Source organism: Nakamurella aerolata (assembly GCF_013002705.1).
Taxonomy (GTDB): Bacteria; Actinomycetota; Actinomycetes; order Mycobacteriales; family Nakamurellaceae; genus Nakamurella; species Nakamurella aerolata.
Genome location: NZ_JABEND010000003.1, coordinates 146,913 through 173,157, shown reverse-complemented (window position 1 = coordinate 173,157; position 26,245 = coordinate 146,913). Strand labels below are relative to the sequence as shown.

The window sequence follows — 26,245 nt, the reverse complement described above, 5'->3', positions numbered from 1 at the left end:
GCGCCACTCGTGACGGCAAGGCACAATCTTGCCAACTGGCCACCCGGCCGGTAGGCACGCGGCAGGTGCCGGACCCGGCACGCACTCGGCGGAAAGGCGACTCGATGGCAGGCTCCAGCAAGCAGAACACCGACCGCGCCATCGACATCAGGCAGCTGCGGGTGCTGCGGGGGCCGAACTACTACGCCTACGAGCCGTGTATCCACATGGTGGTGGACATCGGTGCGCTGGAGGAGCTGCCGACCGACCAGCTGCCCGGCTTCACCGAGCAATTGCTGGCGGCGCTGCCGGGGCTGGCCGATCACCAGTGCTCCCGCGGCCGCGACGGCGGTTTCGTCGAGCGGCTGAACGAGGGCACCTGGGCCGGCCACGTCACCGAGCACGTGGCGCTGGAACTGCAACGCACCGCGGGGCACGAGATCACCCGCGGCAAAACCCGCTCCACCGGTGAAACCGGTGTCTACAACGTCATTTTCGCCTACCTGGACGAGACCGTCGGCACGCTGGCGGGCAAGCTCGCGGTGCGGCTGGTCAACCACCTGATCCAGCCGACGGCCGACCCGGAGTTCGACTTCGAGGCAGAGCACGAGGCTTTCCTGCTGACCAGCCAGCGGGTGGCGTTCGGACCGTCCACCCAGGCCATCCTCGAAGAGGCGATCAGCCGCGACATCCCGTGGCAGCGGCTGAACAGCGCCTCGCTGGTGCAGCTCGGACATGGCGTGCACGCCAAGCGGATCCGCGCCACCATGACGTCGGTGACCAGCTCGCTCGCGGTGGACATCGCCAGCGACAAGGAGCTCACCAACCGGCTGCTGCTGGCCGCCGGGCTGCCGGTACCGCAGTCCGAGGTGGTGCGCAGCGTCGACGGTGCGGTCGCCGCGGCTGGCCGGATCGGCTACCCGGTGGTGGTCAAGCCGCTGGACGGCAACCACGGCCGCGGGGTGGCGATCAACCTCGCCGACGCCGATGCGGTGCGCGCCGCCTACCCGGAGGCCGACCGACAGTCCCGGCGCGGCAACGTGATTGTGGAATCGTTCATCACCGGTCGCGACTACCGCTGCCTGGTGATCGGCGGCAACATCGTGGCGATCGCCGAACGGGTGCCCGCCCACGTGATCGGCGACGGCACCCACACCGTTGAGCAACTGGTCGAGCTGACGAACGCCGACCCGCGCCGCGGCGTCGGGCACGAAAAGGTGCTCACTCGCATCGAAATTGACGAACGTGCCATCGAACTCGTTGCGGCGCAGGGCTTCTCGATGGACAGCGTGCCGCCCGCCGGCGAGATGGTGAAGCTCGCCCTTACCGGCAACATGTCCACCGGCGGCATTTCCATCGACCGCACCTTCGAGGCGCACCCGGACAACATCGACATCGCCGAGGAGGCGGCCAGAGTGGTCGGTCTCGACATCGCCGGCATCGATTTTCTGTGCCCGGACATCACCCAGCCGGTGCGCGAGACCGGCGGCGGCATCTGCGAAGTGAACGCCGCCCCCGGTTTCCGGATGCACACCCACCCGACCGTCGGCGAGCCGCAATACGTGGCAAAACCGGTGGTGGACCTGCTGTTTCCGCCCGGCTCGTCGTCCCGGATCCCGATCATCGCGGTGACCGGCACCAACGGCAAGACCACCACCAGCAGGATGATCGCGCACATCTTCAAGTCGCTGGGCCGCAAGGTCGGGATGACGTCCACCGACGGTGTGGTGATCGACGACAGGCTGGTGATCCGTGCCGACGCCTCCGGTCCGCGCTCGGCGCGGATGGTGTTGCAGAACCCGCGGGTGGACCTCGCGGTGTTCGAGGTGGCCCGCGGCGGCATCCTGCGCGAGGGCCTCGGCTACTCCCGCAACGATGTCGCCGTGGTGTTGAACGTGGCACCGGATCACCTCGGGCTGCGCGGCATCGACACCATCGAGCAGCTGGCCAAGGTGAAACAGGTGGTGGTTGAGGCGGTTCCGCGGTCCGGCGCCGCTGTGCTCAATGCCGACGACGAGCTGGTCGCTTCCATGCGCAGGGCCTGCAGCGGCGAGGTGGTGTGGTTCTCCATCCAGCCGAACAACCGGCGCATCGCCGACCACTGCCGCCGCGGCGGCAAGGCAGTGATCCTTGAGCCCAGCGAGCTCGGCGACCTGATCGTGCTGGTGCACGGGCGGCGCCGGATGCCGTTGGCCTACACGCATCTGCTGCCGGCCACCTTCAACGGCAAGGCGATGTTCAACGTGCAGAACACGATGGCGGCGGCCGCGGCCGCCTACGTCGTCGGCGCCCCGCTGCACGACATCAGGGCCGGGCTGCGCTCGTTCACCCCGAGCTACTACCAGGCGCCCGGCCGGATGAACCTCACCGAGGTGAACGGCACCAAGGTGATCGTCGACTATTGCCACAATGCGCCGGGGATGGCTGCGTTGGGCGACTTCGTCGACAAGTTCTTCGACGAGGGCACCGGCTTCGAACGGCCGCAGAAGGTCGGCGTGATCGCCACCGCGGGCGACCGCCGCGACGACGACATGCGCGACCTCGGCCGCGAGGCGGCCAAGCATTTCGACGTGATGATCGTCAGGGAAGACGCCAACCTGCGCGGCCGAAAGCCAGGCGAGACAGCCGATCTCATCGTCGAGGGCGCCCAGAGCGCCGGCGCCGACGGACGCGTCAAGGAGCTCGAGGTGGTGCTGAACGAGATCGACGCCACCAGGGCGGCGGTGCGCCGCGCCAACCCCGGCGACCTTGTGGTGCTGTGCGTCGACCGGGCCCGCGACGTCTGGGACGAGCTGCAGACCATCGGCCAGGTGGCGCAGGCCGGCGCCAGCAGCGAGGACAGCGAGAGCTAGGCGGGGCCGCCGGCGTTTTCGTCCGCGGATCGGGCGGGGGAGGGGCCGTTGCTACACCGTTGAGCGCTGGCCCGGCTGATCCGCCCGCGGCTCGCGGGCCAGCGGCACCGCGGTGTCGCCGCCGGGGACCTGCGCCGTTGGCTGCTGGGCAACCTGGTCCACGTCGTCGCTCTGCTGCTGCCGGGCAGCGGCCAGCTCCCGCAACGCATTGATCGCCACGCTCGGCGGGGTGCCACGGTCGACGGCGAGGCCGAGCAGGTAGGCGGTGAGCGCCGGGGCGGTGTCGCCGCCGAGTTGACGCACCGCGGGCAGCAGGTCGAGCAGGCCGGTGCGCAGATCAGCCGGGATCTCGTCGATCGGGATGTTGAGGGCGCCGGCGGCGTCGGTCAACCAGGCCTGCAGTGAGGTCATGGCGCCAGGGTAGCCAGCGGACCCCGCGGCCATGAGGTTGGATGACACCGTGAGTCCGGTCGCTTCTGCAGCTATCTATGTGAGTTTCCCGGTTGTTGCCGCGATTGTCGGGTCTGCGATCGCGGCGGTGCGCCGTCCCGGCGAGGTGTTCATCAGCGCTGTTCAGCATCTCGCCGCCGGCATCGTGCTGGCCGCGGTGGTCGGCGAGATCTTGCCGGAGTTGCGCAACGAGGGCCGATTGCCTTGGGCGGTAGCCGGTTTCGCCCTCGGCGTCGCTTTGATGCTGACCTTGGGCGCCTACGGCCGGCGGGTGGACGCGCAGCGCGCCGGCGCCGCGCCCGTCGGCTTTCTGGTCGCCGTCGGTATCGATCTGCTGCTGGACGGTCTGTTGGTGGGCTTGGCGGTGCAACTCGGCTCCACCCAGGGCTTGATTCTCACTATCGCATTGACCCTCGAAGTATCGTTCCTGGCGCTGTCGGTGGTCGGCGAGCTCACCGACCGTGGCTTCGACGCCAAACGGGCAGCGCTGACCTGTGCCGGTTTGGGTCTGCTGACCGCCGTCGGCGCGATTCTCGGCGCCCTGGTGTTGGGCGGCGTCGGCCCGGCCGGCCTGGCCTTCGGGCTGGCGTTCGGCGCCGCCGCGCTGCTGTACCTGGCCATCGAGGAGCTCATCGCCGAGGCGCACGAGACCAAAGAGACCACCCTGCTCTCCGGGATGTTCTTTCTCGGGTTTCTGGTGATCTACGTGCTCGCCGAGCTGGGCGGCTGAGGCTTCGCTCGCGGAGCGGCCGGTGCCAGGCCAAAAATCGGTCGCTCGATCCCTGGTCGCAGAATGTGACCTGCGGGTTTGCGATTCCAGACCCAGATTTTGCCCATCGGCTCTCGTCGCCGGCTGGCGGTACCGCCGCCAGCTGGGGCGCGGCGCTCCGCAGCACGCGAAGGGGCCCTCGCGATCGACGCGCGATCGCGAGGGCCCCTGCGGGTCGACAGCACCGACCGGGCGATTCGGTGCGGCGGCGCCGGACTACTTGCGGGCCAGCCGCAGCGTGACGATCTGGAACGGGGCCAGCCGCAGCGTCGCCACTGTGCTGCCGGAGCCGTCCTTGCCGCCGGGGCCGTCCTTGCCGCCGGCGTCCTTGGCGGCCTTGTTGGCGGCCTTCTTGGCGGCAGCGTCAGCCTTCTTGGCGGCACCGTTCGCGTCGTCCACCAGCGCGCGGCGCAATTCGGTGGTGTGCTCGCCGGCGTCCAGCGGCCGCTCGACGATGTCCACCTCGGTCACCTCGGCCACCTCGAACCCAGCCGAAACGTCAACAACGGCACGCTGTCCGGCCGGCTCGTACAGCCGCACGATCACGTCACCGGAGCGGTCTTCGGCGAGCTTGACGGCCTCCACCAGCGCCCCGTCGCTGACCGACACCAGCGGCGGCACCTCTGCCGTGCCGGTGGCGGTGCGGGTGCCGAGGTTGATCTCGTACCCGGCCCGCGCCGCGTCGATCACCTCGGCGCCGGGCACCAGCGCGTAGCGCAGCACATGCTTGCCCTGGTCGGTCTCCGGGTCGGGGAAGCGCGGCGCCCGCAGCAGCGACAACCGCACCTGCGAGTAGGTGGCGCCGTCCTCCGAGGGATGCCGGGTGACGTCGTGCCCGTACGACGCTGAGTTGACCACCGCGGCGCCGTAGCCGGGCTCGCCGACCTGCACCCAGCGGTGCGCACACACCTCGAAACGTGCTGCATCCCAACTGGTGTTGGTGTGCGTTGGCCGGTACAGGTGCCCGAACTGGGTCTCGTACGCGGCTCGGTCGGTGTGCACGTTGATCGGGAACGACGCCTTGAGGATCTTCTCCCGCTCGCGCCAATCCAGATCGGCCTCACAGTCCAGCTGCCGGGCACCGGGCCGCAACACCATGGTCTGGGTGACGGTGGATTCGCCCTTCTCGCCGAAGGTGCGGCGCACCTGCACGCCGTTCTCGATCAGCTCGAGCGCATCCAGCTCCACCACGTCGGTGACGGCGTTGCGGTAGAACAGGTCGACGTCCCAGGCGTCCCACTGGTTCGGGAAGTCTTGGTGCAGCTGGAGTTTGTTGGCCGTCTCGCCCGGCGGCAGCACCTCGCGGTCGGCCACCAGGTCGCGCACCGACGTCACCAGACCGGCCGCGTCGATGCTCACCCGCAGCAGCCCGTTGTCCAGCACCACCGCGTCGCCGTCCTTGGTGACGGACGTCTTGCTGTCGGCGTCGGTGACCGGGCCGGCGCCCAGCGCGGGCACCCCGTCGAAGGCGAACGGCTGGGCGTTGAACACCAGCGCCTTGCTGCCGTCACCGGCCAGCGCGGCGATGCTGGTGTCGATCAGCTGGTTCAGCTCTTCGGCGACGGCCGCGTAATTCTCGGCCGCCTCGCGGTGCACCCAGGCGATGGAGCTGCCGGGCAGGATGTCGTGGAACTGTTGCAGCAGCACCAGTTTCCAGATCCGGTCGAGCTGCTCGTAGGGGTAATCGGCGGCGCCGCGGACGGCCGCCGTCGTCGCCCACAGCTCGGCCTCGCGCAGCAGGTGCTCGCTGCGCCGGTTGCCCTGCTTGGTTTTTGCCTGGCTGGTGTAGGTGCCGCGGTGGATCTCCAGGTACAGCTCACCGGCCCACACCGGCGGATTCGGATAGTCCTCGACGGCCGCCTCGAAGAACGTCTGCGGCGACTCCACCGTGACCTTGGGTGACCCGGCGAGATCGGCGGTGCGCTCGGCCCTCGCCAGCATCTCGCGGGTCGGGCCGCCGCCGCCGTCACCCCAGCCGAACGGCGCCAACGACCGGTCGGTCTTGCCCTTGTCACGGAAGTTCTCCGCGGCGTGGGCGAGCTCGGGGCCGGACAGGTCGGAGTTGTAGGTGTCGACCGGCGGGAAGTGGGTGAACACCCTGGTCCCGTCGATGCCCTCCCACGAGAAGCTGTGGTGCGGGAACTTGTTCTCCTGGTTCCACGAGATCTTCTGGGTGAGGAAGTGGTCGATGCCGGCCAGCGTCACGATCTGCGGCAGCGCCGCGGTGTAACCGAACGAGTCGGGAAGCCACACCTCGGTGGTGTCGACCCCGAAGTTGTCGAGGAAAAACTTCTTGCCCTGCAAGAACTGTCGGGCCATCGCCTCGCCGCCGACCATGTTGGTGTCGGACTCGACCCACATGCCGCCGACGGGCACGAAGCGGCCGTTCTTGACGTGCTCCTTCACCCGGGCGAACAGCTCGGGGTAGCGATCGGCGATCCAGGCGTACTGCTGCGCCGAGCTCATCGCATAGACAAGGTCGTCCCTGGTGTCGAGCAGGTTGACCACGTTGGAACAGGTGCGGGCGACCTTGCGGACGGTCTCCCGGATCGGCCACAGCCAGGCCGAGTCGATATGCGCGTGGCCGACGGCGCTGATCCGGTGCGCACCGGCGTTGGCCGGCTTGGCCAACTCGGGAGCGAGTTCGGCGCGGGCGCGGGCGGCGCTGCCGGGGATGTCGGCGAGGTCGACGGCGTCCAGCGCGCGCTCGATGGCGTACAGCAGCTCGAACCGCCGCTCGGACGTCTCCGGCAGCGAGATCATCAGACCGCCGAGTACCTCAAGGTCGGAGACCAGCTCGGCGACCTCGCGGTGGTAGATGGCGATGTCGGCGCGGGCCAAGCGATACAGCGGGGCGTCGCCCGCCGTCGACTTCTCGCCGCGCTGGGTGGGGCGGAAACCGCCCTCGTCGATCACCGGGTTGGCCGCCGCTTCGACGTACAGGTCGACGGCCTCGCCGGCCTTGACCGGTATCCAGCCGTTCATCGGATTGACGGCCTTGATGGTCGTTTCGTCCGGCCGGAAAACCAGGCCCTCGGCCTGGAAACCCGTCATCCCCGGCGCCCAGCCGAGGTCGATCACCACCTCGTAGTCGGCGGCCTCCGCGGGGACTTGTCCGGTCAGGTGGAGCCAGCTGGTGCCCCACGCCGGGCCCCAGGGCTGGCCGACCTGGAACGGCTGGTAGCGATCCGCGGCGTCCTTGCCGAGCGCATCGGTGGCGGGGACGGGTTCGCCCTGGCCGCCGTCGACATGCCATGCAGTGATGTCGAGGTCGGCGACCTTCTCATGTACCGCGGGTCGGATCCGTTGGTCCAGCACCCGTTGCAGGCGCTGTTCGATGAGCTGACGATGGTCGTGCACGTGGGCTGCCTTCTCTCCTGGCGGTTGACGTCGGTGTCTGTGAACTGCAATCCACACAGCTGTTGCACGGGCCCGGACCGATGTCCGGACCGCGCACCATCTTTGCGTAGGACAATCCTTGCGTACCTCGATGAGCCGGGGTCGTCGGGGTGACCCCCGCGCGTCGCATCCGGCGCCCGTCCCGGCGTTCGGCCTGAGGTGCGGGTCAGCGGCCGGCCCGGAAGGCGGTGGGCGGCCGGCCCCGGTCCTCGCGCAGCTGCCTGGCCAGATGCGCCGCCGAGTAGTAGCCGCTGCGGGCGGCGACCGACTCCACCGTCAGATCGGAGGTGCGCAGCAGGGTGATGGCGTGCTCGAGGCGGATCGCCCGCAACCTCGACTGCGGCGACGAACCCAGCACCCGCTCGAAGTGCGCCCGCAGCGTTGAGACCGACACACCGAGCTCGGCGGCCACCGCTGCGACCGTTACCCGCTGCTGATGCCGGTCGGCCATGATGCGCTCGGCCGCGGTGACGATCGCAGAAGCCTTGCTGGGCAACGGATCCGCGAACCTGCGCAGGCGGATATCCAACTCGCGAAGGAGCACGTCGGCCAGTTCGCCAGGGGGTTCGCCCCATGGCAGCGTCGCGGTCTCGTCCGCCAGGTCGGCCAGTACCCGGGCGAGGGCGGTGGCGCTGTCCGGGGCGATGTACGTGGGCCACGGCCACCGGTCGGGCGCGTTCACCAGCAGAAAACGGTTGGCATACCCGGTGGTTGCGTACTCGGCGTGCGCGCCCTGCGGTGGCACCACCAGCACCGCCCCAGGACGGATCTGGTGCTCGACGCCGTCCACCGTCGTGCGGATATTGCCCCTGAGGTACACCGCGACCTTCCACACCGCATGCCGGTGCGGGGGAGCATCGCGCCCCTTCGGCGCTGAGTAGTGGCCCAGCGACACGAATGTCGGCGCCGAGGCAGGCATGTGCATCAGTATGAGACACCAACGTCGGCGATCTGTAGTGGCACCCCGGCGATCAATGTCTGGTGGCGGCCGGGCGGAGCCGGAGAGCATGGACGCCATGAGCACTCAGACCCTTGCCGCGGCCGACGCCGCTGTCACCTCCACCGACCAGGCGCTCGCCGACCTCGGCGTCACCGCCGACACCCTGCCGCCACAGGCCTACCGGCAGCTCGACGAGCAGGGATTCCTTGCGCTGCCGGGGGTGATCGACCCGGCGTGGCTGGACGAACTGCGCGCCCGCACCGACGAGCTGCTGGCCTTCGAGGGCGGCTCGGCCGGCCACGAGGTCGGCGGCCAGACCGGCGTCGACATGCTGGCCGACCTGCTGAACAAGGGCGAGGTGTTCGAGCGGATGCTGCGCACCCCGCAGGTGCTGGCCGCAGTGCAGCACGTGCTCGGCGACTTCCGGGTGAACTCGCTGAACTACCGTGCCGCGCCCCCCGGCAGCGGCAATCAGGGCCTGCATTCCGACTGCGGCAACCCCACCGACGACGGCCGTTACCGCATCTGCAACTCGATCTGGCTGCTCGACGACTTCACCGATCACAACGGCTCCACCCGTTACGTCGCAGGTACCCACACCGCCGGCAAGCTCCCCGCCGACGTGATGGACGACGTTCTCGCCCCGCACCCCGACCAGCAGCTGCTCACCGGCACCGCCGGCACCGTCGTCATTTTCAATGCGCACCTGTGGCACGGCGGCACCCAGAACGCCACCGACACCGCCCGCCGTGGCATGACCCTCTCCTTCACCCAGCGCGACCTGCCGCAGCAGCTCGACCAGGCCGCCCACATCCGCAAGCGCGTCTACGACCGCCTGTCGCCGGCCGAGCGGTACTTGCTGGACGTGTGATCGGCGGGCTCCCCGGGTTCAGCGCCGCGAATCCGGGGAGCGCCACGGCCTTTCACGCTGGCCTGTCCCGGCTGGGGTCAGCCCCGCGAATGCGGGGAGCACCGACGCGCGGTGGCTCGGTGTGCCTGGCGCGACGGGATCATCCCCGCGAATGCGGGGAGCACGAGCACGTCCAGGACGGTGACCCGCTCCCCTAGGGATCAGCCCCGCAAATGCGGGGAACATGTGGCTGTCGGCGACGGTGACTCAGGTGACCGGGGATCAGCCCCGCGAATGCGGGAAGCACGTGGTTGGGGACTTGCCCACGCCGCCCTTGTCGGGATCAGCCCCGCGAATGCGGGGAGCACTTCACCGGACCGCGGATTTGTCGGTCTCCACCCGGATCAGCCCCGCGAATGCGGGGAGCACCCAGTGGTGTACCGGATGACCTCGACCTCGGGGGGATCAGCCCCGCGAATGCGGGGAGCACTTCCCATCAGACCCACTAGCGCTACTAGGCGGCGGATCAGCCCCGCGAATGCGGGGAGCACAAACTTCACCGCAACCGTCCCACCCGTCGGCAGGGATCAGCCCCGCGAATGCGGGGAGCACTTCCACGTCGAATCCTTCGTTGACGCCCTCGCCGGATCAGCCCCGCGAATGCGGGGAGCACGAGATGCTTTCCGACCCGAGGTTTGAGACCTTCGGATCAGCCCCTCGAATGCGGGGAGCACTCCGTACCGATGGGCTCGTCCGGGCCGACCTTCGGATCAGCCCCGCGAATGCGGGGAGCACCCAAACGGCGTGACCACCGCCGCCGTTCCAGCGGGATCAGCCCCGCGAATGCGGGGAGCACGGACGTGGGCGGACCGGCATGCGGTGTCCGGGCGGATCAGCCCCGCGAATGCGGGGAGCACACCAGAAGAAGCTCGACCCGAAGACCGCGAAGGGGATCAGCCCCGCGAATGCGGGGAGCACCCAGGCGTAGGCCACGTCCCACCAGCCAGCTTGCGGATCAGCCCCGCGAATGCGGGGAGCACTGGCACCGGCCAGCAGGGCGCCAGCTCAACCGGGGATCAGCCCCGCGAATGCGGGGAGCACTGGCTGCACGCCATCGACGTGCGCGTCCCCAAAGGATCAGCCCCGCGAATGCGGGGAGCACTAGCTGGTCCCGGCCGACAGATTCAGGTACAGGGGATCAGCCCCGCGAATGCGGGGAGCACCCGCGCCGCTCGGGGGGAACGGTGGCCTTGAACGGATCAGCCCCGCGAATGCGGGGAGCACCGCTCCGAATCGATCGCCGCTTCCTGGTCGCGGGGATCAGCCCCGCGAATGCGGGGAGTACGACATGAGGTGTCCCACGGTCGAGCGGTTGGTCGGATCAGCCCCGCGAATGCGGGGAGCACGGGAACCCCGCCCTGTTCGAACTCGGCGGCCAGGGATCAGCCCCGCGAATGCGGGGAGCACTACGGCTGGCCGTACGCGTACCACCGGTCCTCGGGATCAGCCCCGCGAATGCGGGGAGCACCACGACACCGGATCAACGACCTGCACCCGGGTGGGATCAGCCCCGCGAATGCGGGGAGCACAAGGGCGACCCGGGGCAGCGCGGGTCGCAGTGGGGATCAGCCCCGCGAATGCGGGGAGCACGGGCAGGTGAACAACTCCCGGGCCGGCGGCACCGGATCAGCCCCGCGAATGCGGGGAGCACGTGGGTGTATCCGATCACCGGAACACCGCCCGCGGATCAGCCCCGCGAATGCGGGGAGCACCTGAGCTGCCTGTCCGACTCGGGTCCGATCCTGGGATCAGCCCCGCGAATGCGGGGAGCACGTCGCCTAGCCGGGCGGCATAGTCGGTGAGGTCGGATCAGCCCCGCGAATGCGGGGAGCACGGATGCCGCTTGCGCTGCCGCTTGGTATGCCGCGGATCAGCCCCGCGAATGCGGGGAGCACCAGGTTCTCGACAAGGCCGACGCTTTGGTGGAGGGATCAGCCCCGCGAATGCGGGGAGCACGCGCTGGGGGTCGCCGCCCAGTACGGGGACATGGGATCAGCCCCGCGAATGCGGGGAGCACTCGGAGTGGTACCAGGTCGGCTGAGCATCCTGGGGATCAGCCCCGCGAATGCGGGGAGCACCGACAGTGAGCGCTGCTGCCAACGTTCGGCACCGGATCAGCCCCGCGAATGCGGGGAACACCGTACGTAGTCGTGAACCTCATTCCTCGCTCGGGGATCAGCCCCGCGAATGCGGGGAGCACGCCCTCGCCCTGAAAGTCGCTGCTGACAAAGGGGGATCAGCCCCGCGAATGCGGGGAGCACGACTGCGCCCCGCCGGTCGCGCCGAGCCAGGTGGGATCAGCCCCGCGAATGCGGGGAGCACGGATGCCGCTTGGGGTGCCGCTCGGGAGGCCGCGGATCAGCCCCGCGAATGCGGGGAGCACGGCTGGGTAACGCGTTCGACGTGCAGGTCGATGGGATCAGCCCCGCGAATGCGGGGAGCACGGATTCGTTGCCCTGTACCAGAAATCGGAAACAGGATCAGCCCCGCGAATGCGGGGAGCACCGGGGGCTGGGCCGGCTGCCGGCAGGCTGGGTGGGATCAGCCCCGCGAATGCGGGGAGCACGTGCGGCGCCGGTTGGCACGGTTTGTCGTAGGCGGATCAGCCCCGCGAATGCGGGGAGCACGCCGCCGGAGGTGGTGACGTTCTGTGTGCCGGCGGATCAGCCCCGCGAATGCGGGGAGCACGAGCATCCGCAGGGCCGGCCGGCCGGCGGGGTCGGATCAGCCCCGCGAATGCGGGGAGCACGCCCGAAGCGCTCCGCCTGTCCCGCACCGACGGGATCAGCCCCGCGAATGCGGGGAGCACGTGAGGAAACCCACTAGGGCGCTCTCGCTACTCGGATCAGCCCCGCGAATGCGGGGAGCACTGCAGGCGGTCAGCGATCGGTGGGCTCCGGCGAGGATCAGCCCCGCGAATGCGGGGAGCACGCCGTGGGCTACGAGGTCGCCGGAGAGAGCATCGGATCAGCCCCGCGAATGCGGGGAGCACTTCCTGTCAGCGCTCGGTGTGAATGCATTGACGGGATCAGCCCCGCGAATGCGGGGAGCACCCCTGGGGTTATGCCGCGACGGAGGCGGTCAGGGGATCAGCCCCGCGAATGCGGGGAGCACGTTCTGTGATCACCGCAAATCACCACCCGATACGGATCAGCCCCGCGAATGCGGGGAGCACCGCACCGCGATCATGGCCTGTGCCGGCGGTGTAGGGATCAGCCCCGCGAATGCGGGGAGCACTGTAATTCAGAATATCTGGTCCGGCATTAGTGGGGATCAGCCCCGCGAATGCGGGGAGCACTCGAAAGCCTTTGCCGCGTCCTGTGTTTCCTTGGGATCAGCCCCGCGAATGCGGGGAGCACGTGACCGCACCCACCCCCGTGGTGAACACCTCGGGATCAGCCCCGCGAATGCGGGGAGCACGTTGCGGGGCGATATCGCATGAGCACCAACACGGGATCAGCCCCGCGAATGCGGGGAGCACTTTGAGGAGCAGCGAGCCCGGGAGGACGAGCTGGGATCAGCCCCGCGAATGCGGGGAGCACCCGGCCGGGTGAGCAGTCGGTGTTCGAGGACACGGATCAGCCCCGCGAATGCGGGGAGCACGCTGTTCGGTTGGTGCGGTCACAATGGGTGCCCGGATCAGCCCCGCGAATGCGGGGAGCACTCGGCGCCGAGCCGGTCGGCCACCATGCTGGGGGGATCAGCCCCGCGAATGCGGGGAGCACCCAGCAGCGACACTTCGGGTGGCGACGAAACCCGGATCAGCCCCGCGAATGCGGGGAGCACGTGGCCATCGCCGAGGCGTTCGGCCCAGTCAGGGGATCAGCCCCGCGAATGCGGGGAGCACGTATCTACTGTCGGCAGCACGGTCGGCATCGCGGGATCAGCCCCGCGAATGCGGGGAGCACGGTCGAATCCTCAGCGGGCACGGGCTGGCCGAGGGATCAGCCCCGCGAATGCGGGGAGCACGCGCAGCACGCCCGCGGCCTCGTCGGCGTCGACGGATCAGCCCCGCGAATGCGGGGAGCACATATCGACTTCCCACAGCGTGCACTTTCCGGACGGATCAGCCCCGCGAATGCGGGGAGCACTTTCAGGCCGATCCCGTAGTCCGCCGTCTGCCAGGATCAGCCCCGCGAATGCGGGGAGCACGAGCTGTACGCGCGCTACCTGGCCGGCCAAGGTGGATCAGCCCCGCGAATGCGGGGAGCACGGACTACATGAACGCCGGCGGTGTCATCCCAGGGGATCAGCCCCGCGAATGCGGGGAGCACGAGTACATGAACTCCGGCGGGATCATCCCCGGCGGATCAGCCCCGCGAATGCGGGGAGCACTGTAGCTGTACTCGCCACCGCGGTAGGTGATGGGGATCAGCCCCGCGAATGCGGGGAGCACCTGATCAGCCGCAGGTGCTCGGCCAGCGGCAACGGATCAGCCCCGCGAATGCGGGGAGCACCCACGTCCATCGGCGGAGACTCGACTGTCCAACGGATCAGCCCCGCGAATGCGGGGAGCACGCGCTCCCAGCCGACCGGGCGACCATCAACGCGGGATCAGCCCCGCGAATGCGGGGAGCACAGCTCGCGCGCGAGCACCGTTTTCCCGAGCCGGGGATCAGCCCCGCGAATGCGGGGAGCACAAGTCGGCGCTAAACAGCATTTGCTCAGATGCAGGATCAGCCCCGCGAATGCGGGGAGCACAATCCAGTGAGCGCCCGATGATTGACATTCAGGGGATCAGCCCCGCGAATGCGGGGAGCACCTGAAGATGACCGGGCAGTACTCCAAGCAGAACGGATCAGCCCCGCGAATGCGGGGAGCACGGCGATTCCAGCCATGAGTTGCCTCCAAATGGGGGATCAGCCCCGCGAATGCGGGGAGCACCATGACCGGGACGTGAATGCCGCGAAGAACATCGGATCAGCCCCGCGAATGCGGGGAGCACAGAGTGTCAGCACGACGTGATGCCAGCCGGTGCGGATCAGCCCCGCGAATGCGGGGAGCACCTGGGGGGTACGTGCTCATATCAGGTCACGTCCGGATCAGCCCCGCGAATGCGGGGAGCACGCGCCGCAGGCTTGAGTTCGATGCAGCCGGAAGGGATCAGCCCCGCGAATGCGGGGAGCACGGGGTACGCCTTGACGAGGTTCAACAGCGCGGTGGATCAGCCCCGCGAATGCGGGGAGCACGGGATGATCCAGTGCCGCAGGTGCGATGCGTAGGGATCAGCCCCGCGAATGCGGGGAGCACGAAGTGAGCACGAACAACATTTGGACCGGCACGGGATCAGCCCCGCGAATGCGGGGAGCACGTACTCGTACCCATCGGGAACGCGCAGACCTGTGGATCAGCCCCGCGAATGCGGGGAGCACTCGGTCATCGACGCCTTGATCATCGTGGCGATCGGATCAGCCCCGCGAATGCGGGGAGCACCCAAGTTGCGGCACAGTCCGCACTCGGCGTGAGGGATCAGCCCCGCGAATGCGGGGAGCACACCACCTCGATCGCGCAACGCCGTATCTCGGCGGGATCAGCCCCGCGAATGCGGGGAGCACTCCACACCACCAATCGTCTCAACTGGATACACCGGATCAGCCCCGCGAATGCGGGGAGCACTTCCTGTCAGCGCTCGGTGTGAATGCATTGACGGGATCAGCCCCGCGAATGCGGGGAGCACGACCTGCACGAGACAGCCGCCCTCGGCTGGGACGGATCAGCCCCGCGAATGCGGGGAGCACACCTGCCGACTGCCCCCCGGCAGTGACGTGCAGGGATCAGCCCCGCGAATGCGGGGAGCACCTGCTGCTGGCCGACGAGCACGATTCGAAGCTGGGATCAGCCCCGCGAATGCGGGGAGCACGTCCCACTGATGATCGCTCAGACCGATCAGGTCGGATCAGCCCCGCGAATGCGGGGAGCACTCACGACGCGTCACCGCCTGCCCGGATGATCCGGGATCAGCCCCGCGAATGCGGGGAGCACCAGGGTCAGATCAGCCAGCAATCCGACGCCTCCGGATCAGCCCCGCGAATGCGGGGAGCACTGGCCTGCGCCTCGGTCTTGGCCGAGATGGTGAGGATCAGCCCCGCGAATGCGGGGAGCACACTCCCAGCACGTCCGGGCGGTTGGTCTTCGGGGGATCAGCCCCGCGAATGCGGGGAGCACTCACTCTCATCGGCCTAATGGTCGCGGGACTCGGGATCAGCCCCGCGAATGCGGGGAGCACTTGATCTACCTGCGGTGAGCCACGCCTTGATCCGGATCAGCCCCGCGAATGCGGGGAGCACAAGGTTCAAGGGTTCCGCCGGCCGCCCACCACGGGATCAGCCCCGCGAATGCGGGGAGCACTCAGAGAGCAGCGCGCCGGCGCCGGCCTTCTGGGGATCAGCCCCGCGAATGCGGGGAGCACCCGGTTGCAAGCACTGTTGCGCAGTTTCTACGGGGATCAGCCCCGCGAATGCGGGGAGCACACTTCTTGACCAGGCACGATACAGACGTCAGGACGTTACCAGGTTCGGTTGGTCAGCCGGTGCCTCCTCGGCGGCGCTGTCGGAGGCGCCGCTCGGCATGGCTCCACATCCGAGGAGGGCGGCTGGCCCAGGCCTTTGGCCCAGTAGCTTCCACTGACTTGGTGGCTTCCGGGGGCGTTTTCCGGTCGGGACGCATCATCAGATGCAATCCGTCGAAGTCGGTGGGTATCCAGTCGTGGCCGTGCACGCGGAAGTCGAGGTGCTGCTCGGACCGCTGCGAGTGCACCATGATCGCGCGTCCGCGCCCGATGTCATCGACGATGCGGGCCCACATCAGATCGCGCACTCGGGCCGAGGTGCGTCCGACGAAGACCCCAGGAGCAATCTCCAACAACCAGCGTGTCAGCACCCCTCGTAGCCGAGGCGGCACGGCGGTCAACACGATGACGATCAAAACGGATCCTCGTCCGGAAGATTGTCGAAGTCGACCTCGCTGCCGCTGTAGTTGACGCCTCCGGCGACGACTCGGGCAGCCCCGTCCCACAGCATCAGGACGTCGCGCCACTCGTCATCGATATCACCGAACTCTGCGTCTCCCAACAACAATCGCCGGATGTCGCGGATACAGCGCTCCAACAAGCGCTGCTCGTACACGCGGTCCCGCATCACCCTCCGGGTGTACGCTGGTACGTCTTCGACACCTTCCGCGACGGCGTCGAAAGCCGCCGGGATGGTGATCTCGGCCTTGTACAGATCCGCAACGTCATGGACGAAGGCGCGATCGCCTCCGGTGTGCACAAAACCGAGTCCGGGCGAGCATCCGACGGCAACCACCATCGAGTGGACCACGCCGTACAGCGCGCTGTTCGCCGCCGACAGCGCCTTGTTGACCTCGTCGGACGCGTCGAAATCGTCCGGTCGGTAGTCCCTCCTGTGCCAAGCCACCCCCGTCCGCTCGGATTCTGCCCGATAGATGGCTCGAACCCGTGCTCCTTCTCGGCCGCGCAGCTGTTGCATGGTCAAACTGCTGACATCCTCGTCGGGGAACCGCATCTCGTACATCGCACGCGCGACGCCGAGTCTGTTGCGCTCGTTGGTGACCAGCTTCGCCTGCGCCTCGAGCAAACGAGTGGAGCGCGCCAAACCTCGCCCACCGGCATAGAAGCGGACGCCGTTCTCGCCTACCCAAACCGCAGTCGTCCCTGAGTCCCCAAGAAGCATCATCGCGTGATGCGTTACCCGGCATCCCGGACCGAACAGGATGCAGGCCAGTTGGGCGGACGGCACGTGGATCGTGCCGCGGGAGTCTGTGACGGTGATGGCGCTGTCCGCTCGATGGACGATGCCCCGCTCCACGTATAGGAACGAGATTCGGTCACTTGCCCGCACTAACTCGGTGGGTGTGGGTGGGCGCGCGCCGGGGATCTTCTTCATTGCCTGGCCGGCGCCAGGGTCAGCAGACCACATCCATATGCCTTCGCCGGACCGAACCCGCTGACCAGGCGATCTTTGAAGGCCCCCGCGTTCGCAACGGTCAGCTGACCCTCGTAGGTCGCGGTGGAGATGGTCACCCGCTTTCCGGACCTGTTGAACTGCCATACTTTCCGCTCGACGACGTCGAAGGTCGGTTGATCGGGGTCGCCTATCGAGATCCCCCAAGCCTCCGCCCGCTTGACCAGCCACCGCCGCTGCTGATCGGCGGTTACGTGCCCGATCCGCTTGGTCGGTGCGTCCTCGTCGGACTTGGCGGTCCGAACACTATGTGTCGGATTGGCGCGCAACCGGAACGAGAAAACCGCCCTGTCTACGACGGAGGCGAGAACCGGTGCATAGTCGCGGGTTTGCCACGAACCGTCGACATCCCACCCGTACTGCTCGACGAATCCCTTGGCGTCCGGCGTCGTCGTACTCAACAAGTAGAGCAGCAGTCCGCGGTTGGTCTCGTCGAGCCGCCAGAGGATGCGGCCCTCCCGCCCACTCGGAGGGAAGCATGCATTCACCGCGCCGTGCAACCGATGTGGTGATGCCAACAACGGTTGGGTTCCGCGGCGCCGTGGATTCACCTCAATCTGCGTCAGGTGCATCGGCCTTCTCCCACATGTCGAAGGGGTCGTGACTTGTCCGGACTCTGCGCCGACTGACGTCGTTGGTCAGCCGACACACGTCGGTGACGACACTGCGGGTGCCGAACCGCCGGTGGTGAGGATCGAAGGACAACGGCACGTCGCGGACCCGGTCATGCTCGAGTTCTCCCGGATCAGCATCGCGGACGATGTCGAGGTGGACATCGACCGGCTGTTTGCGTTGCCACCATGGCGATGCCAGCCAGGGGACACCAGACTCCCTCGCCGTTGATGTCAGCACCTCCGAGACCGGCCGGGTAAGCACGGCAACGAACGGGGGTGATGCTGGTGGGCACGATCGTCGTCCCAGATACAACGGAAACCTGGGCTGCCGCAACGCCTTTGCCAGCCCTTCCACCAGATCGTCATTTCCCTGCACTGCTGCGGCGAACACGGCATCGGAGAGGTAGTAGCGATAGGTCAGCGGCTGCACCATCGATCGATCCGGCCGAGCAGCAGTGTGAAAGTCTCGGATCACTCTCCCCGGCTGATCCCGCCGGATCCCGAACCGAAGGCCGAGCAGGTCCTCGATCGAATCGGACCTCCGGCGGCCTTGCGCCGCTGCCAGCAGTCCGATAACCCCGCTCTTCGACGGATGCGGGTCGGTGTGCCGGTAGGCGAACCGTGAGTCAGTGCCCCAGGCCTGCAGTGGACCAGCCAGTTTCAGCACTAGCGTCTTCACGACGCTGCCGCTTCGGCGACCATCCCAACGGCTGCCGCGGCCGCCGCTTCGGGTAGCTCGGCGAAACTCATCGGCGTACCCCAGCCGGTGAGCGCGGACGCTGCTGCGCCGACGCCGATGGTCCATACCGGCCGTTCCCCACCGTTGGACAGGCTGCTGCCGTAGGCCTTGTCGAGAGCTTCGGCCTGGGCCCGCATCGCCTCGGCGGCAGGTGCCATGAATCCGCCCGAGCCCTTTGCCAGTACTGGGCTCTCGAACCCGCCGACCAGCGACAGCGGATGGTCGTCCCGAATGGTGACGACGATGGCGTCGGGGAGCGTGTGATTGGCGAAGGTGTTTGCTTTGCCAGTCGGCATGGATCGGGTGAACGATCGGATGAACGCGCTGATCGCTCGGTCGGCCATGTCGCGATCGCCAAGGCTCTCAACCAACTCATCGACGTTGATGGTGGCGTAACGGTAGAGGGTTGAGGAGGTGAACTCGACGGTGCCGATCATGCCGGCGCCGGCGTCGGCGGGTTCATCATCGTCGCTCTGACCTCCCTTGAGGTCGTCCACGGCGGTGAAGTAGTCGAATTCGGTTTCTGACGCGTGAACGGAAATCGCATGTGCGACTTGACATGCCGCGTCGACGTTCAGGTCGGTATCGTCGGCGACCATACGCCCGAAGAGAGCCAGATCGATGGAGTTCGTGCCATCGAGGGCCGCCTTCGCGCCCTTCTTGTTCTTGCCTATAGACTCCACCGCAGTCTTCACGTCACCGCCGGCATCCTGCAGCGCCGACGCTGCCAGGTCGGCGAGGGTCGACGCCTGCTGCTGCGAGACCAACACCAGGTAGTTGGTGACAGGCTTGCCGGGCTTCGAGTTCTTGCTGAGCTTGAGGCCGGTAGCTTCGACCACCGCTTGGGCGAGCGCGAGAGCATCGTCCGATTCGACTCGCGAGTTCTTGAGCTTGTCGGTGACGAGTTCTACCACCCGCAGGGTTCGGACACCGAGTTCAGCGATGTTCAAGGTGTTCTCGAAATCCTTGCGGGTGGCGCGTTTCCATGCCTGACTGGACACTCGGGCTCGGCGGACACCGCCGTACACAGCGGTTTTCGGGCTGCCGGTGTCGTCACGATTGATGCAGCTCGGCGGGACCGATTGCAGAACATGGACATCAACGAAGGTAGTCATCTGGTTCTCCTGGGTGGGGTAGTCGTTGGGACGATGGTTGATTGCTGTTCGAAGGTCCGTTACTCGTCGGCTTTCGGCGCGCCGGTGTTGTCCGCCGCCGCGTTGGCGTCACTTGCAGTGGAGCCTGCCGGGGCGGCTGTGCGATCGCGCCGATAGTCCCGGGCCCAGCGGAGCCGGACGGCGTCAGCGCGGCCGGGCGTCCAGAGGTCGACAAGATCGCCGGCCAACAGGCCGTAGTCGAGGGCGATGTCCTCGGACTTGAGCAGGGTGACGATGCCGCGTAGGTGCCGGGCAGCCTCGTCTGGAGTGGTCGAGGTCAGCAGAGCGTCGAACCGACGCCGTACGGATTCGGCCTCGGTGCCGTCTGAACTGCGCGCCCGAGCGAGCCGGATCAGAGCGTGACCGAAGGGAACGTCATTCCGATGGGCGATTGCTGTCGCGCCCTGGCGATGCAGAGCGAACAGTGTCATTGCGTGGTGCGCCGCCTGCTCGAAAGTGTTCGGCTCGTCGCCGCGGCCAGTCAACTCGGGCGGAACCAGTCCGACGGTGTCCTCCCAGACGTCGGCCACCGCGCCGACGGGCTTTCCGGCGGCGTGCCGGAGTCGGGCCAGCGTGGCAACCGCACCCGGAACTCGGTTCGGTGGAGCGGTTCTGGTCTGCAGCGCGGTGGCGCGAGACGTGACCGCTGCCACCAACCTCGGGTGCCGCACGTGGTAGGTGCGCCGCACCTCCGGCTCGGCCTGCACCGATCCGGACACTTCGTCGGTAGTCACCTGGGACATCACGAGACCTCCTTCTTGTCGACGGAACCGTCGGAAACGGTGTTGCTGCGATGGGGAAATGCCTTCGCCAGCGCGTTGCGGAACCAGACGAACACCCGGCCGACGTCGTCACGTTTGCCTTTGGCGTCGTAGCCCCGCCACGCGTTGGGCGGCACCTGGGCGACCATCTCCCGTCCCAGCTCGTCGAGGAGTCGGGAGGCTTCGTCGTGCCAGCGGGCCTGGGCGGCGATCGGCCCCAGAGCCGGCAAGGTGGTGCGCAGCCACGCGCGGTACGGGCCGTCGAGCCGCGAATATGCATTCTCTTGCGCACGTTCTTTAGGACCCTCCAAAGACTCCCGCGACGCCCCGCACGCCTTGGCCAAGTTCTCGCCAAGTTGGCGGGCCGCGTTGGCACCGGCCCGTGCGGCATCCACGGCGTCGATGGCCGCCTGCCGCAGTTCCGGGTTCTGCGGGTCGAGCAGCGCCGCAGGGAGATCGAGGTCGTCTTCGTAGATGTCGTCCAGGACCGAGCTCTGGCTGCCGTAGACGGCCCCAACGGCCTGAAGACGCACGAGGCCGTTCGGTAGCAGAGGTGAACCCGCCAAGACCAGCTTCGCGGCATGATCGATCAGCCGCGATGGCAGGCCTTCCTCGACCGGCCGAAGATTGACGGGTCGGACCAGCGGCCCCATGCCCTGCCACAGGCGGGACTCTGCGCGATGCTCTCGTGGCATGCGGATGTCTCGCTTGTACTTGGCCGTCTGCGGTTTCGAGTATCGCCAGCCGGTCATCGGCTCGACGCCCAGGAGGTCCTGGCGTTCCTGGATCACGAATCGGTCGCCGTAGGTCAGTACCACTCCCGTGACAGCGTCACGGGAGCCGACCAGTCGGACCCTGCGCGCCTGCCAGGTGTACAGATCCACCGGGCCGAAGGGCCGTTCGGCGAGGTGTTGTTCTTCGCCGACAACGGCGACTTCTCGTTCCCAGGGCGGCAGATCCCGGCGCCGCCGGTTGGCGTCGACCTCGGCGGCCGCGACGTTCAACAGCAGCGTGTCTTTGAGGTTCGCACCGACCAGATGTAGGCCGCCAAGTTGGCCGGCCCAGCCGACACCTTCCGGATATACCTTGCCGCCCTTGGCCCGTGGGTGACCCGCCACTCCGGTCTTGATCCCCGAGACGTCGAAGGCATGCACATGGACCAGCCAACGGGCCGCGTCGGCTGGATCGATGCTGCGCAGACCGCGTCGCGATCGGGTGGCCAAGAACGGCGGCCGCTCGGCGACGATCTTGTTGAGGCTCGAGACCTCACCCTTGTCCGTGGTCATTCCCGCCACCTGGAAGAACGGCGCCGTCGGATGGAATAGGAAGAACCGATCGCGATGCTGTGCCAGGTAATCGACGATGTCCGGTACCGCCGCATCCGTCCACTGCTCCCGCAGATCTTCGACCATGGGGACTGGGTCGTATCCCTCGTCGAGATAGTGATCGAAAGCCCGTTGCAGGATCGCCAGGCACAAGCGCAGCAACGCGAACGACTGGGTGCCGATCTCACCATCGATGCGGCGCAGTTCCGGAGCGCGGCGGAAAAGGTCAGCCAGGGACACGGTTTCGGCACCACCGTCGAGCGTGACGACGGGGATCCATGGCTCATCAATGAGGTTGAAGTCCGGGGCGACCGGTGGGTCGTCACCGTTCTGTGATGCGGCCATCTGAAACCTCCAATCCGGTGGTGGGGCTGTAGGAGAAGCGCAGTGAGCCCAGCTGCGCAGTGCCGTCGGGGCCGAGGAGCAAGATCCACTGGCCGGCGAGCAGTGGCTCCTTCTGCCAGGCCGGGTAGTAGTTCTCGTTCAGGGCGGCGATCACCTCGGTCAGATGCCGCTCGCTGACCCAGCCGGGAACCCGCACTGCGCACCGGGCGATCTCCTTGGCCGCTACGCGATCTGGTCGGCAGTCGGTAGGAATACGCATGGGCGCCCCCGTCTCGAGATGGTGCGGCAATCGCAGACCGTCCTCGGCCTGTTCCAGTAACAGGACCTCGAATCCGCCGTCGTCCTGCCGGACCTGGCGTGCGGCGTCAATCTCGGTCTTGGCACCGGGAGTGGGTAGCCAGCTGAGCAGACTCCTAGTGGCGCCGGGACTTTGGATGGTGCCGCTGGCAGCGTTGCGGGAAACCTTCAGCCGGGCTTCGTTGTCCCGGACCGCGGCATCGTCCATCGTCTGCTGCCACTCGTCGGGGCGGAGTGGTTCGTCGGCGTAGGCCCGGCGGACCAACGTGGGGACATCGCCGGGCAGCCGAATCGCCTTTCCACCAACATGTTCGGTTAACAGACAGGCCGCCCGCAGCAGGGGGTGTTCGCCGTACACGTGTTTCCCGCCGGGATCCACGATCGGCCCTGCGGCGGGGTCGAAACCAGTGATGAGACACCGTGGCGTCCGCAGTCGGGTGGGTCGAGTGTCGCCTCGCGGATGCCGATGCAGCCGCCCCATCCGCTGCAGGATCAGATCGATCGGCGCCAGGTCCGTAATCAGCAGGTCGAAGTCGACATCCAGTGACTGTTCGGCGACCTGAGTGGCGACTACGACGCGACGATCGCGGGCCGGGTTCGGTGCCGGACCGTCTGCGTCCGGCGGACCGAAGTCCGCGCGCAGCTCGGCGTCGTTCCGCATTCGATCGGCAGCGATGAACCGGGAGTGCGCCAGCGTCACCGTCCACCCAGACGTTCCCGTGAGTGCTTGGTACCGCTCCACCGCGCGTTTTACGGTGTTGCACACGACCAGCGCACAACCACCGTCGGCAAGTTCGTTCTTCAGCAGGTTGAGCAGGTGTTCGACCGGGTCGAGCAGCCAGTCCACCCTGACCTCGACCGTGCTGGTCGAAATCGTGGCGGATCGGTGCCCGCTCTGGCCGGCGGCCAACGTGGTGAGGAGCGGATAGTCGTCGGTGACGAGCGGCTCCGGCAGTGGAGTGTCGTCGACTTGATGGATCGGCGGCTTGCTGTGTTTGAGACGACCGGCGGGACGCGGCTGCACCTTGGGAACGGCAGGCGGTGGCAGCCCCGCTCGGCGACCCCGTTCGTACGCTTGCACCAGCTCGCGACGCAGCTCCGGTGCCAATGTCGCCGACAACGCGATGACCGGAACACGAAGGCGGGCAAGCCATTCCAGAGCTCGCAGCAGGAAGGTGCGCATCCACGTGTCTGCGGCGTGTACTTCGTCCAGCACCACTACCTGACGAGACAGCCCCAACTGCCGCAGGACGAAGTGTCGGGCGGCCAGCGCCGCCATCAGCTGGTGATCGACGGTTGCGATGGTGAAGTCGGCCAGGGACGCCCGCTTGTGCGCGCTGGTCCAGGAGTGGACCACAGCCTGGATCGCGCGGCTGCTGAGATCGTCGACGTTTTCGTCGATCCCGACGCCGGAGAACTGCGCGTCATCGAAGGTAGGCGGGTGGTCGGCCCATTGCCGCGGAATGGTTTCCAGGTCGGGATTGAGCGCTGCGGTACCATGACGGAGAACGAGCGACTTCACCGAGCTCCCGGACCGATCGGGAACCTGTTCGAGCCAGCGGGTGATGCGCACGAACATGGCGTCCGCCGTCGCCCGGGTGGGCAATCCATAAAAGATGCCGGACATGCCGAACTTGGCGGCCAGTATCTCGGCGGCGAGTAGCGACGCCTCCGTCTTGCCGACACCCATCACGGCCTCGACGATCAATAGACCAGGCTCGGGCATGTTCCTGGCGGCCTCGACGGCAAGCTCCTGCACCGGATTGGCGGTGACATGCTGAAGTCCGGTGAACCTGCTCCGCAGCAGTTCTGTCGCATCGAGATTCTCCACCGGCGCCGGCTGCCAGCGCCTAGGGAGCGCCAGCTTCTGCCAGGCAGCCTCGGCGCGTTCGTGTGGGGACGTCTTGACCGGGTTGAACCGGGGTGCGAGCGGAAAGTGATCGGCCGAGGATGCGATCCAGTCGGCCATGATCACCAACCCGGTGATCAGCACCTGCGCAGCATCGGACAGCTTTTTGGTGGTCGCGACGCGGAGCGCGTCGCGCAGATTCGCGGTGGTCAGGAGGTAGTCCAGGAGTTGGTGCCGCGCGTCGGCCCACTCCTTCGGGCCGAACAGATCCGGCCGGTGGTGGGCCTGTAGGAGTTGAGCGCTGGTCGGAGGCACCCCGTGGTGCCCTCCGATGATGACGGCGAACGCGGTAGCGATCTCGTCGTTCGCCCCCGCCTCGACGAGGAATCGGTGAATCAAGACGTGCCCCGCGAGGCCGTGCGGAAGCTCTCTACTGTGCGCAGCAGTGATCCCGTTGAATGGAAACCCGTTGGCGTGCATGTGGTTCCGCAGATCGTCCACCTGGGCGGCAAAGGCGGGCGTCAGCTTCCCAAGATCGTGCACGGCCGCCGCGAGTCGGACGATCTCCCCGGCTTCGGTCGGGCCGCCGACATCCTGGGCGATCACGTCGAGTGGTCCAGGACCTAACCACTCCCTACATAGTCGACCGGCGATCTCCGCCGTGTCGGTGAGGTGCACGTGCAGTGGCAGCCATTGCGGACCCTCGAGGTCGCCCTCGATCGAATCATCGGAGTAAGGGGCCTTCGCCCACGCGTGCTGAAACGGCGATGCGGGATGTGGCGTATGTCTCATTCGACCCCCCTCGTCGCCAGTTTGCCTTGAGCGCCGCTATCTCGCGACTCGAGTAGTGACTCTGGAGTATGATCAAAGTATGAGCGGCAAGGTGCGCAAGACTCTGACGCTTGACCCGGAGGTGGTCGATGCGTTCGGGCAGGACGCTGCGGCGCTGTCGGCGACGGTCAACGGGATCCTGCGGGAGGAGCTCGACCGTCGTCAGCGCCGCGCGGCTCTGCGCCGTTACGTGGATGCGCTGGCCGAGGAGTTCGGCGAGCCCGATCCGACCGACGTCGAGCGGTTCCGTCGCGCGCTCACCGACTCGCCGTGACGACGCTGGTGCTCGACTCAGAGGCCATGTCCGTGCTCGCGCGGGCGAGGGGTGGGCGGAACCCCGGCGCCGTGCTCGCGGCATTGCGAGCGGCAGTGGAATCCGACAGACCCGTTGTGGTCCCAGCCGCCGTCCTCGCGGAGCTGTATCGGGGCGGCAGCCACGACCAGTCCGTGGATTCCTGCCTCGGCGCCTACACCGGCATCGCGGTCGCCGACACGGATCGCTCGTTGGCGCGGCGCATCGGCCACCTGCTCGCCAAGGCCGGGCGTGGCTCGCGCGACCACGTCGATGCCACTGTGGTCGCGGTGGCGCTCCGCTCCAGCAGCGCCGTGATCGCCACCGCCGATCCGGACGATCTGCGCGACCTCGCTGATGGTTTGCCCAGTATCAAGATCGAGCCGGTCTGAACCGGCGGTCATACGCTTGCTCAAGTCGGCTCGATTTCCAAAGGCCAGCGCTGCTTGGCCTCTCGCTCAGCCTTCCTTGCCCTCAAGGGCGACCAGAACGCCAGCGAGCGCGAAGTACTTGTTGGCGCCGAGCTCGCGAACGGTCTTGATGTTGAGGGCCTCCTTGAGCAGCGCGTCGTGCTTCTCGGTCAGTCCGGCGAGCGCGGACGGCCGGGCGTCCAGGATGTCCCCCAGATCCTTGTTCTCGTAAGCCTTGTCGAGTCCTTTGGCGAGATTGACCTGCACGGCCATGGTGACCTCCGGTGGTATCGCGGGGAAGGAGAGCTGGTGCAGCTTCATCATGCTGGGCAGGCGTCAGTCGCACA

At 67.6% G+C, this 26,245-nt stretch carries 17 protein-coding genes and 1 CRISPR repeat array; of the genes, 5 read left to right on the top strand and 12 right to left on the bottom strand.

The features are described from left to right. Positions 1–104 precede the first annotated feature (104 nt). A complete protein-coding gene (gene cphA, locus HKD39_RS06870; RefSeq protein ID WP_171199129.1) occupies positions 105–2,831 on the top strand; it encodes a cyanophycin synthetase in 2,727 nt (908 codons plus the stop codon). Positions 2,832–2,882: 51 nt separating this feature from the next. Here the strand turns inward: cphA and HKD39_RS06865 are convergent, their stop codons facing one another. Then, a complete protein-coding gene (locus tag HKD39_RS06865; protein WP_171199128.1) occupies positions 2,883–3,242 on the bottom strand; it encodes a DUF6457 domain-containing protein in 360 nt (119 codons plus the stop codon). Positions 3,243–3,321: 79 nt separating this feature from the next. Between HKD39_RS06865 and HKD39_RS06860 the strand changes: the two genes are divergently transcribed. Further along, on the top strand, positions 3,322–4,011 hold the full coding sequence (locus HKD39_RS06860; protein WP_212754157.1) for a ZIP family metal transporter: 690 nt from the start codon (positions 3,322–3,324) through the stop codon (positions 4,009–4,011). Positions 4,012–4,266: 255 nt separating this feature from the next. Here HKD39_RS06860 and HKD39_RS06855 read toward each other — a convergent pair whose 3' ends face one another. After that, positions 4,267–7,410: a glycoside hydrolase family 38 N-terminal domain-containing protein gene (locus HKD39_RS06855; RefSeq protein WP_171199126.1), complete on the bottom strand. Its 3,144-nt coding sequence runs from the start codon at positions 7,408–7,410 to the stop codon at positions 4,267–4,269. A gap of 205 nt (positions 7,411–7,615) precedes the next feature. Next, positions 7,616–8,368, bottom strand: coding sequence for a helix-turn-helix domain-containing protein (locus HKD39_RS06850; RefSeq protein ID WP_171199125.1), 753 nt, complete (start codon positions 8,366–8,368; stop codon positions 7,616–7,618). 97 nt (positions 8,369–8,465) lie between these two features. Here HKD39_RS06850 and HKD39_RS06845 point away from each other — a divergent pair, with 97 nt between their 5' ends. Then, the gene (locus tag HKD39_RS06845) at positions 8,466–9,260 is read left to right on the top strand and encodes a phytanoyl-CoA dioxygenase family protein (protein WP_171199124.1); all 795 of its coding nucleotides are present in this window, start codon (positions 8,466–8,468) and stop codon (positions 9,258–9,260) included. A gap of 15 nt (positions 9,261–9,275) precedes the next feature. Beyond that, positions 9,276–15,769: direct repeats of the CRISPR family, unit length 28 nt; unit sequence GGATCAGCCCCGCGAATGCGGGGAGCAC. Positions 15,770–15,821: 52 nt separating this feature from the next. Here HKD39_RS06845 and cas2e read toward each other — a convergent pair. From cas2e to cas3, 8 genes are read right to left on the bottom strand one after another with little or no spacing between them, the layout of a single operon-like run. After that, complete coding sequence (gene cas2e / locus HKD39_RS06840) at positions 15,822–16,223, bottom strand: type I-E CRISPR-associated endoribonuclease Cas2e (protein WP_171199123.1); 402 nt, start codon at positions 16,221–16,223, stop codon at positions 15,822–15,824. Continuing rightward, a complete protein-coding gene (gene cas1e / locus HKD39_RS06835) occupies positions 16,220–17,203 on the bottom strand; it encodes a type I-E CRISPR-associated endonuclease Cas1e (protein WP_171199122.1) in 984 nt (327 codons plus the stop codon). The genes cas2e and cas1e overlap by 4 nt, the downstream gene beginning before the upstream one ends. Then, positions 17,200–17,853 carry a type I-E CRISPR-associated protein Cas6/Cse3/CasE gene (cas6e, locus tag HKD39_RS06830; RefSeq protein ID WP_171199121.1) on the bottom strand — a complete coding sequence of 218 codons (654 nt, stop codon included), beginning with the start codon at positions 17,851–17,853 and terminating at the stop codon, positions 17,200–17,202. The genes cas1e and cas6e overlap by 4 nt, the downstream gene beginning before the upstream one ends. After that, positions 17,834–18,562, bottom strand: coding sequence for a type I-E CRISPR-associated protein Cas5/CasD (gene cas5e / locus HKD39_RS06825; protein ID WP_343074643.1), 729 nt, complete (start codon positions 18,560–18,562; stop codon positions 17,834–17,836). The genes cas6e and cas5e overlap by 20 nt, the downstream gene beginning before the upstream one ends. Before the next feature lie 8 nt (positions 18,563–18,570). Next, positions 18,571–19,749, bottom strand: a complete 1,179-nt coding sequence (cas7e, locus tag HKD39_RS06820) for a type I-E CRISPR-associated protein Cas7/Cse4/CasC (protein ID WP_171199119.1) — start codon at positions 19,747–19,749, stop codon at positions 18,571–18,573. Between the two features lie 59 nt (positions 19,750–19,808). After that, positions 19,809–20,531: a type I-E CRISPR-associated protein Cse2/CasB gene (casB, locus tag HKD39_RS06815; protein ID WP_171199118.1), complete on the bottom strand. Its 723-nt coding sequence runs from the start codon at positions 20,529–20,531 to the stop codon at positions 19,809–19,811. Then, positions 20,531–22,219: a type I-E CRISPR-associated protein Cse1/CasA gene (gene casA, locus HKD39_RS06810; protein ID WP_171199117.1), complete on the bottom strand. Its 1,689-nt coding sequence runs from the start codon at positions 22,217–22,219 to the stop codon at positions 20,531–20,533. Before casA ends, casB begins: the two co-directional genes overlap by 1 nt. Beyond that, positions 22,197–25,157, bottom strand: a complete 2,961-nt coding sequence (cas3, locus tag HKD39_RS06805; RefSeq protein WP_171199116.1) for a CRISPR-associated helicase Cas3' — start codon at positions 25,155–25,157, stop codon at positions 22,197–22,199. The genes casA and cas3 overlap by 23 nt, the downstream gene beginning before the upstream one ends. A gap of 79 nt (positions 25,158–25,236) precedes the next feature. Between cas3 and HKD39_RS06800 the strand changes: the two genes are divergently transcribed. Next, a complete protein-coding gene (locus tag HKD39_RS06800; RefSeq protein ID WP_171199115.1) occupies positions 25,237–25,470 on the top strand; it encodes a hypothetical protein in 234 nt (77 codons plus the stop codon). Beyond that, on the top strand, positions 25,467–25,880 hold the full coding sequence (locus HKD39_RS06795; RefSeq protein ID WP_171199114.1) for a PIN domain-containing protein: 414 nt from the start codon (positions 25,467–25,469) through the stop codon (positions 25,878–25,880). Before HKD39_RS06800 ends, HKD39_RS06795 begins: the two co-directional genes overlap by 4 nt. Before the next feature lie 66 nt (positions 25,881–25,946). On the opposite strand, the gene HKD39_RS06790 is transcribed toward HKD39_RS06795, so the two are convergent. Continuing rightward, on the bottom strand, positions 25,947–26,171 hold the full coding sequence (locus HKD39_RS06790; RefSeq protein WP_171199425.1) for a hypothetical protein: 225 nt from the start codon (positions 26,169–26,171) through the stop codon (positions 25,947–25,949). Between the last annotated feature and the right edge of the window lie 74 nt (positions 26,172–26,245).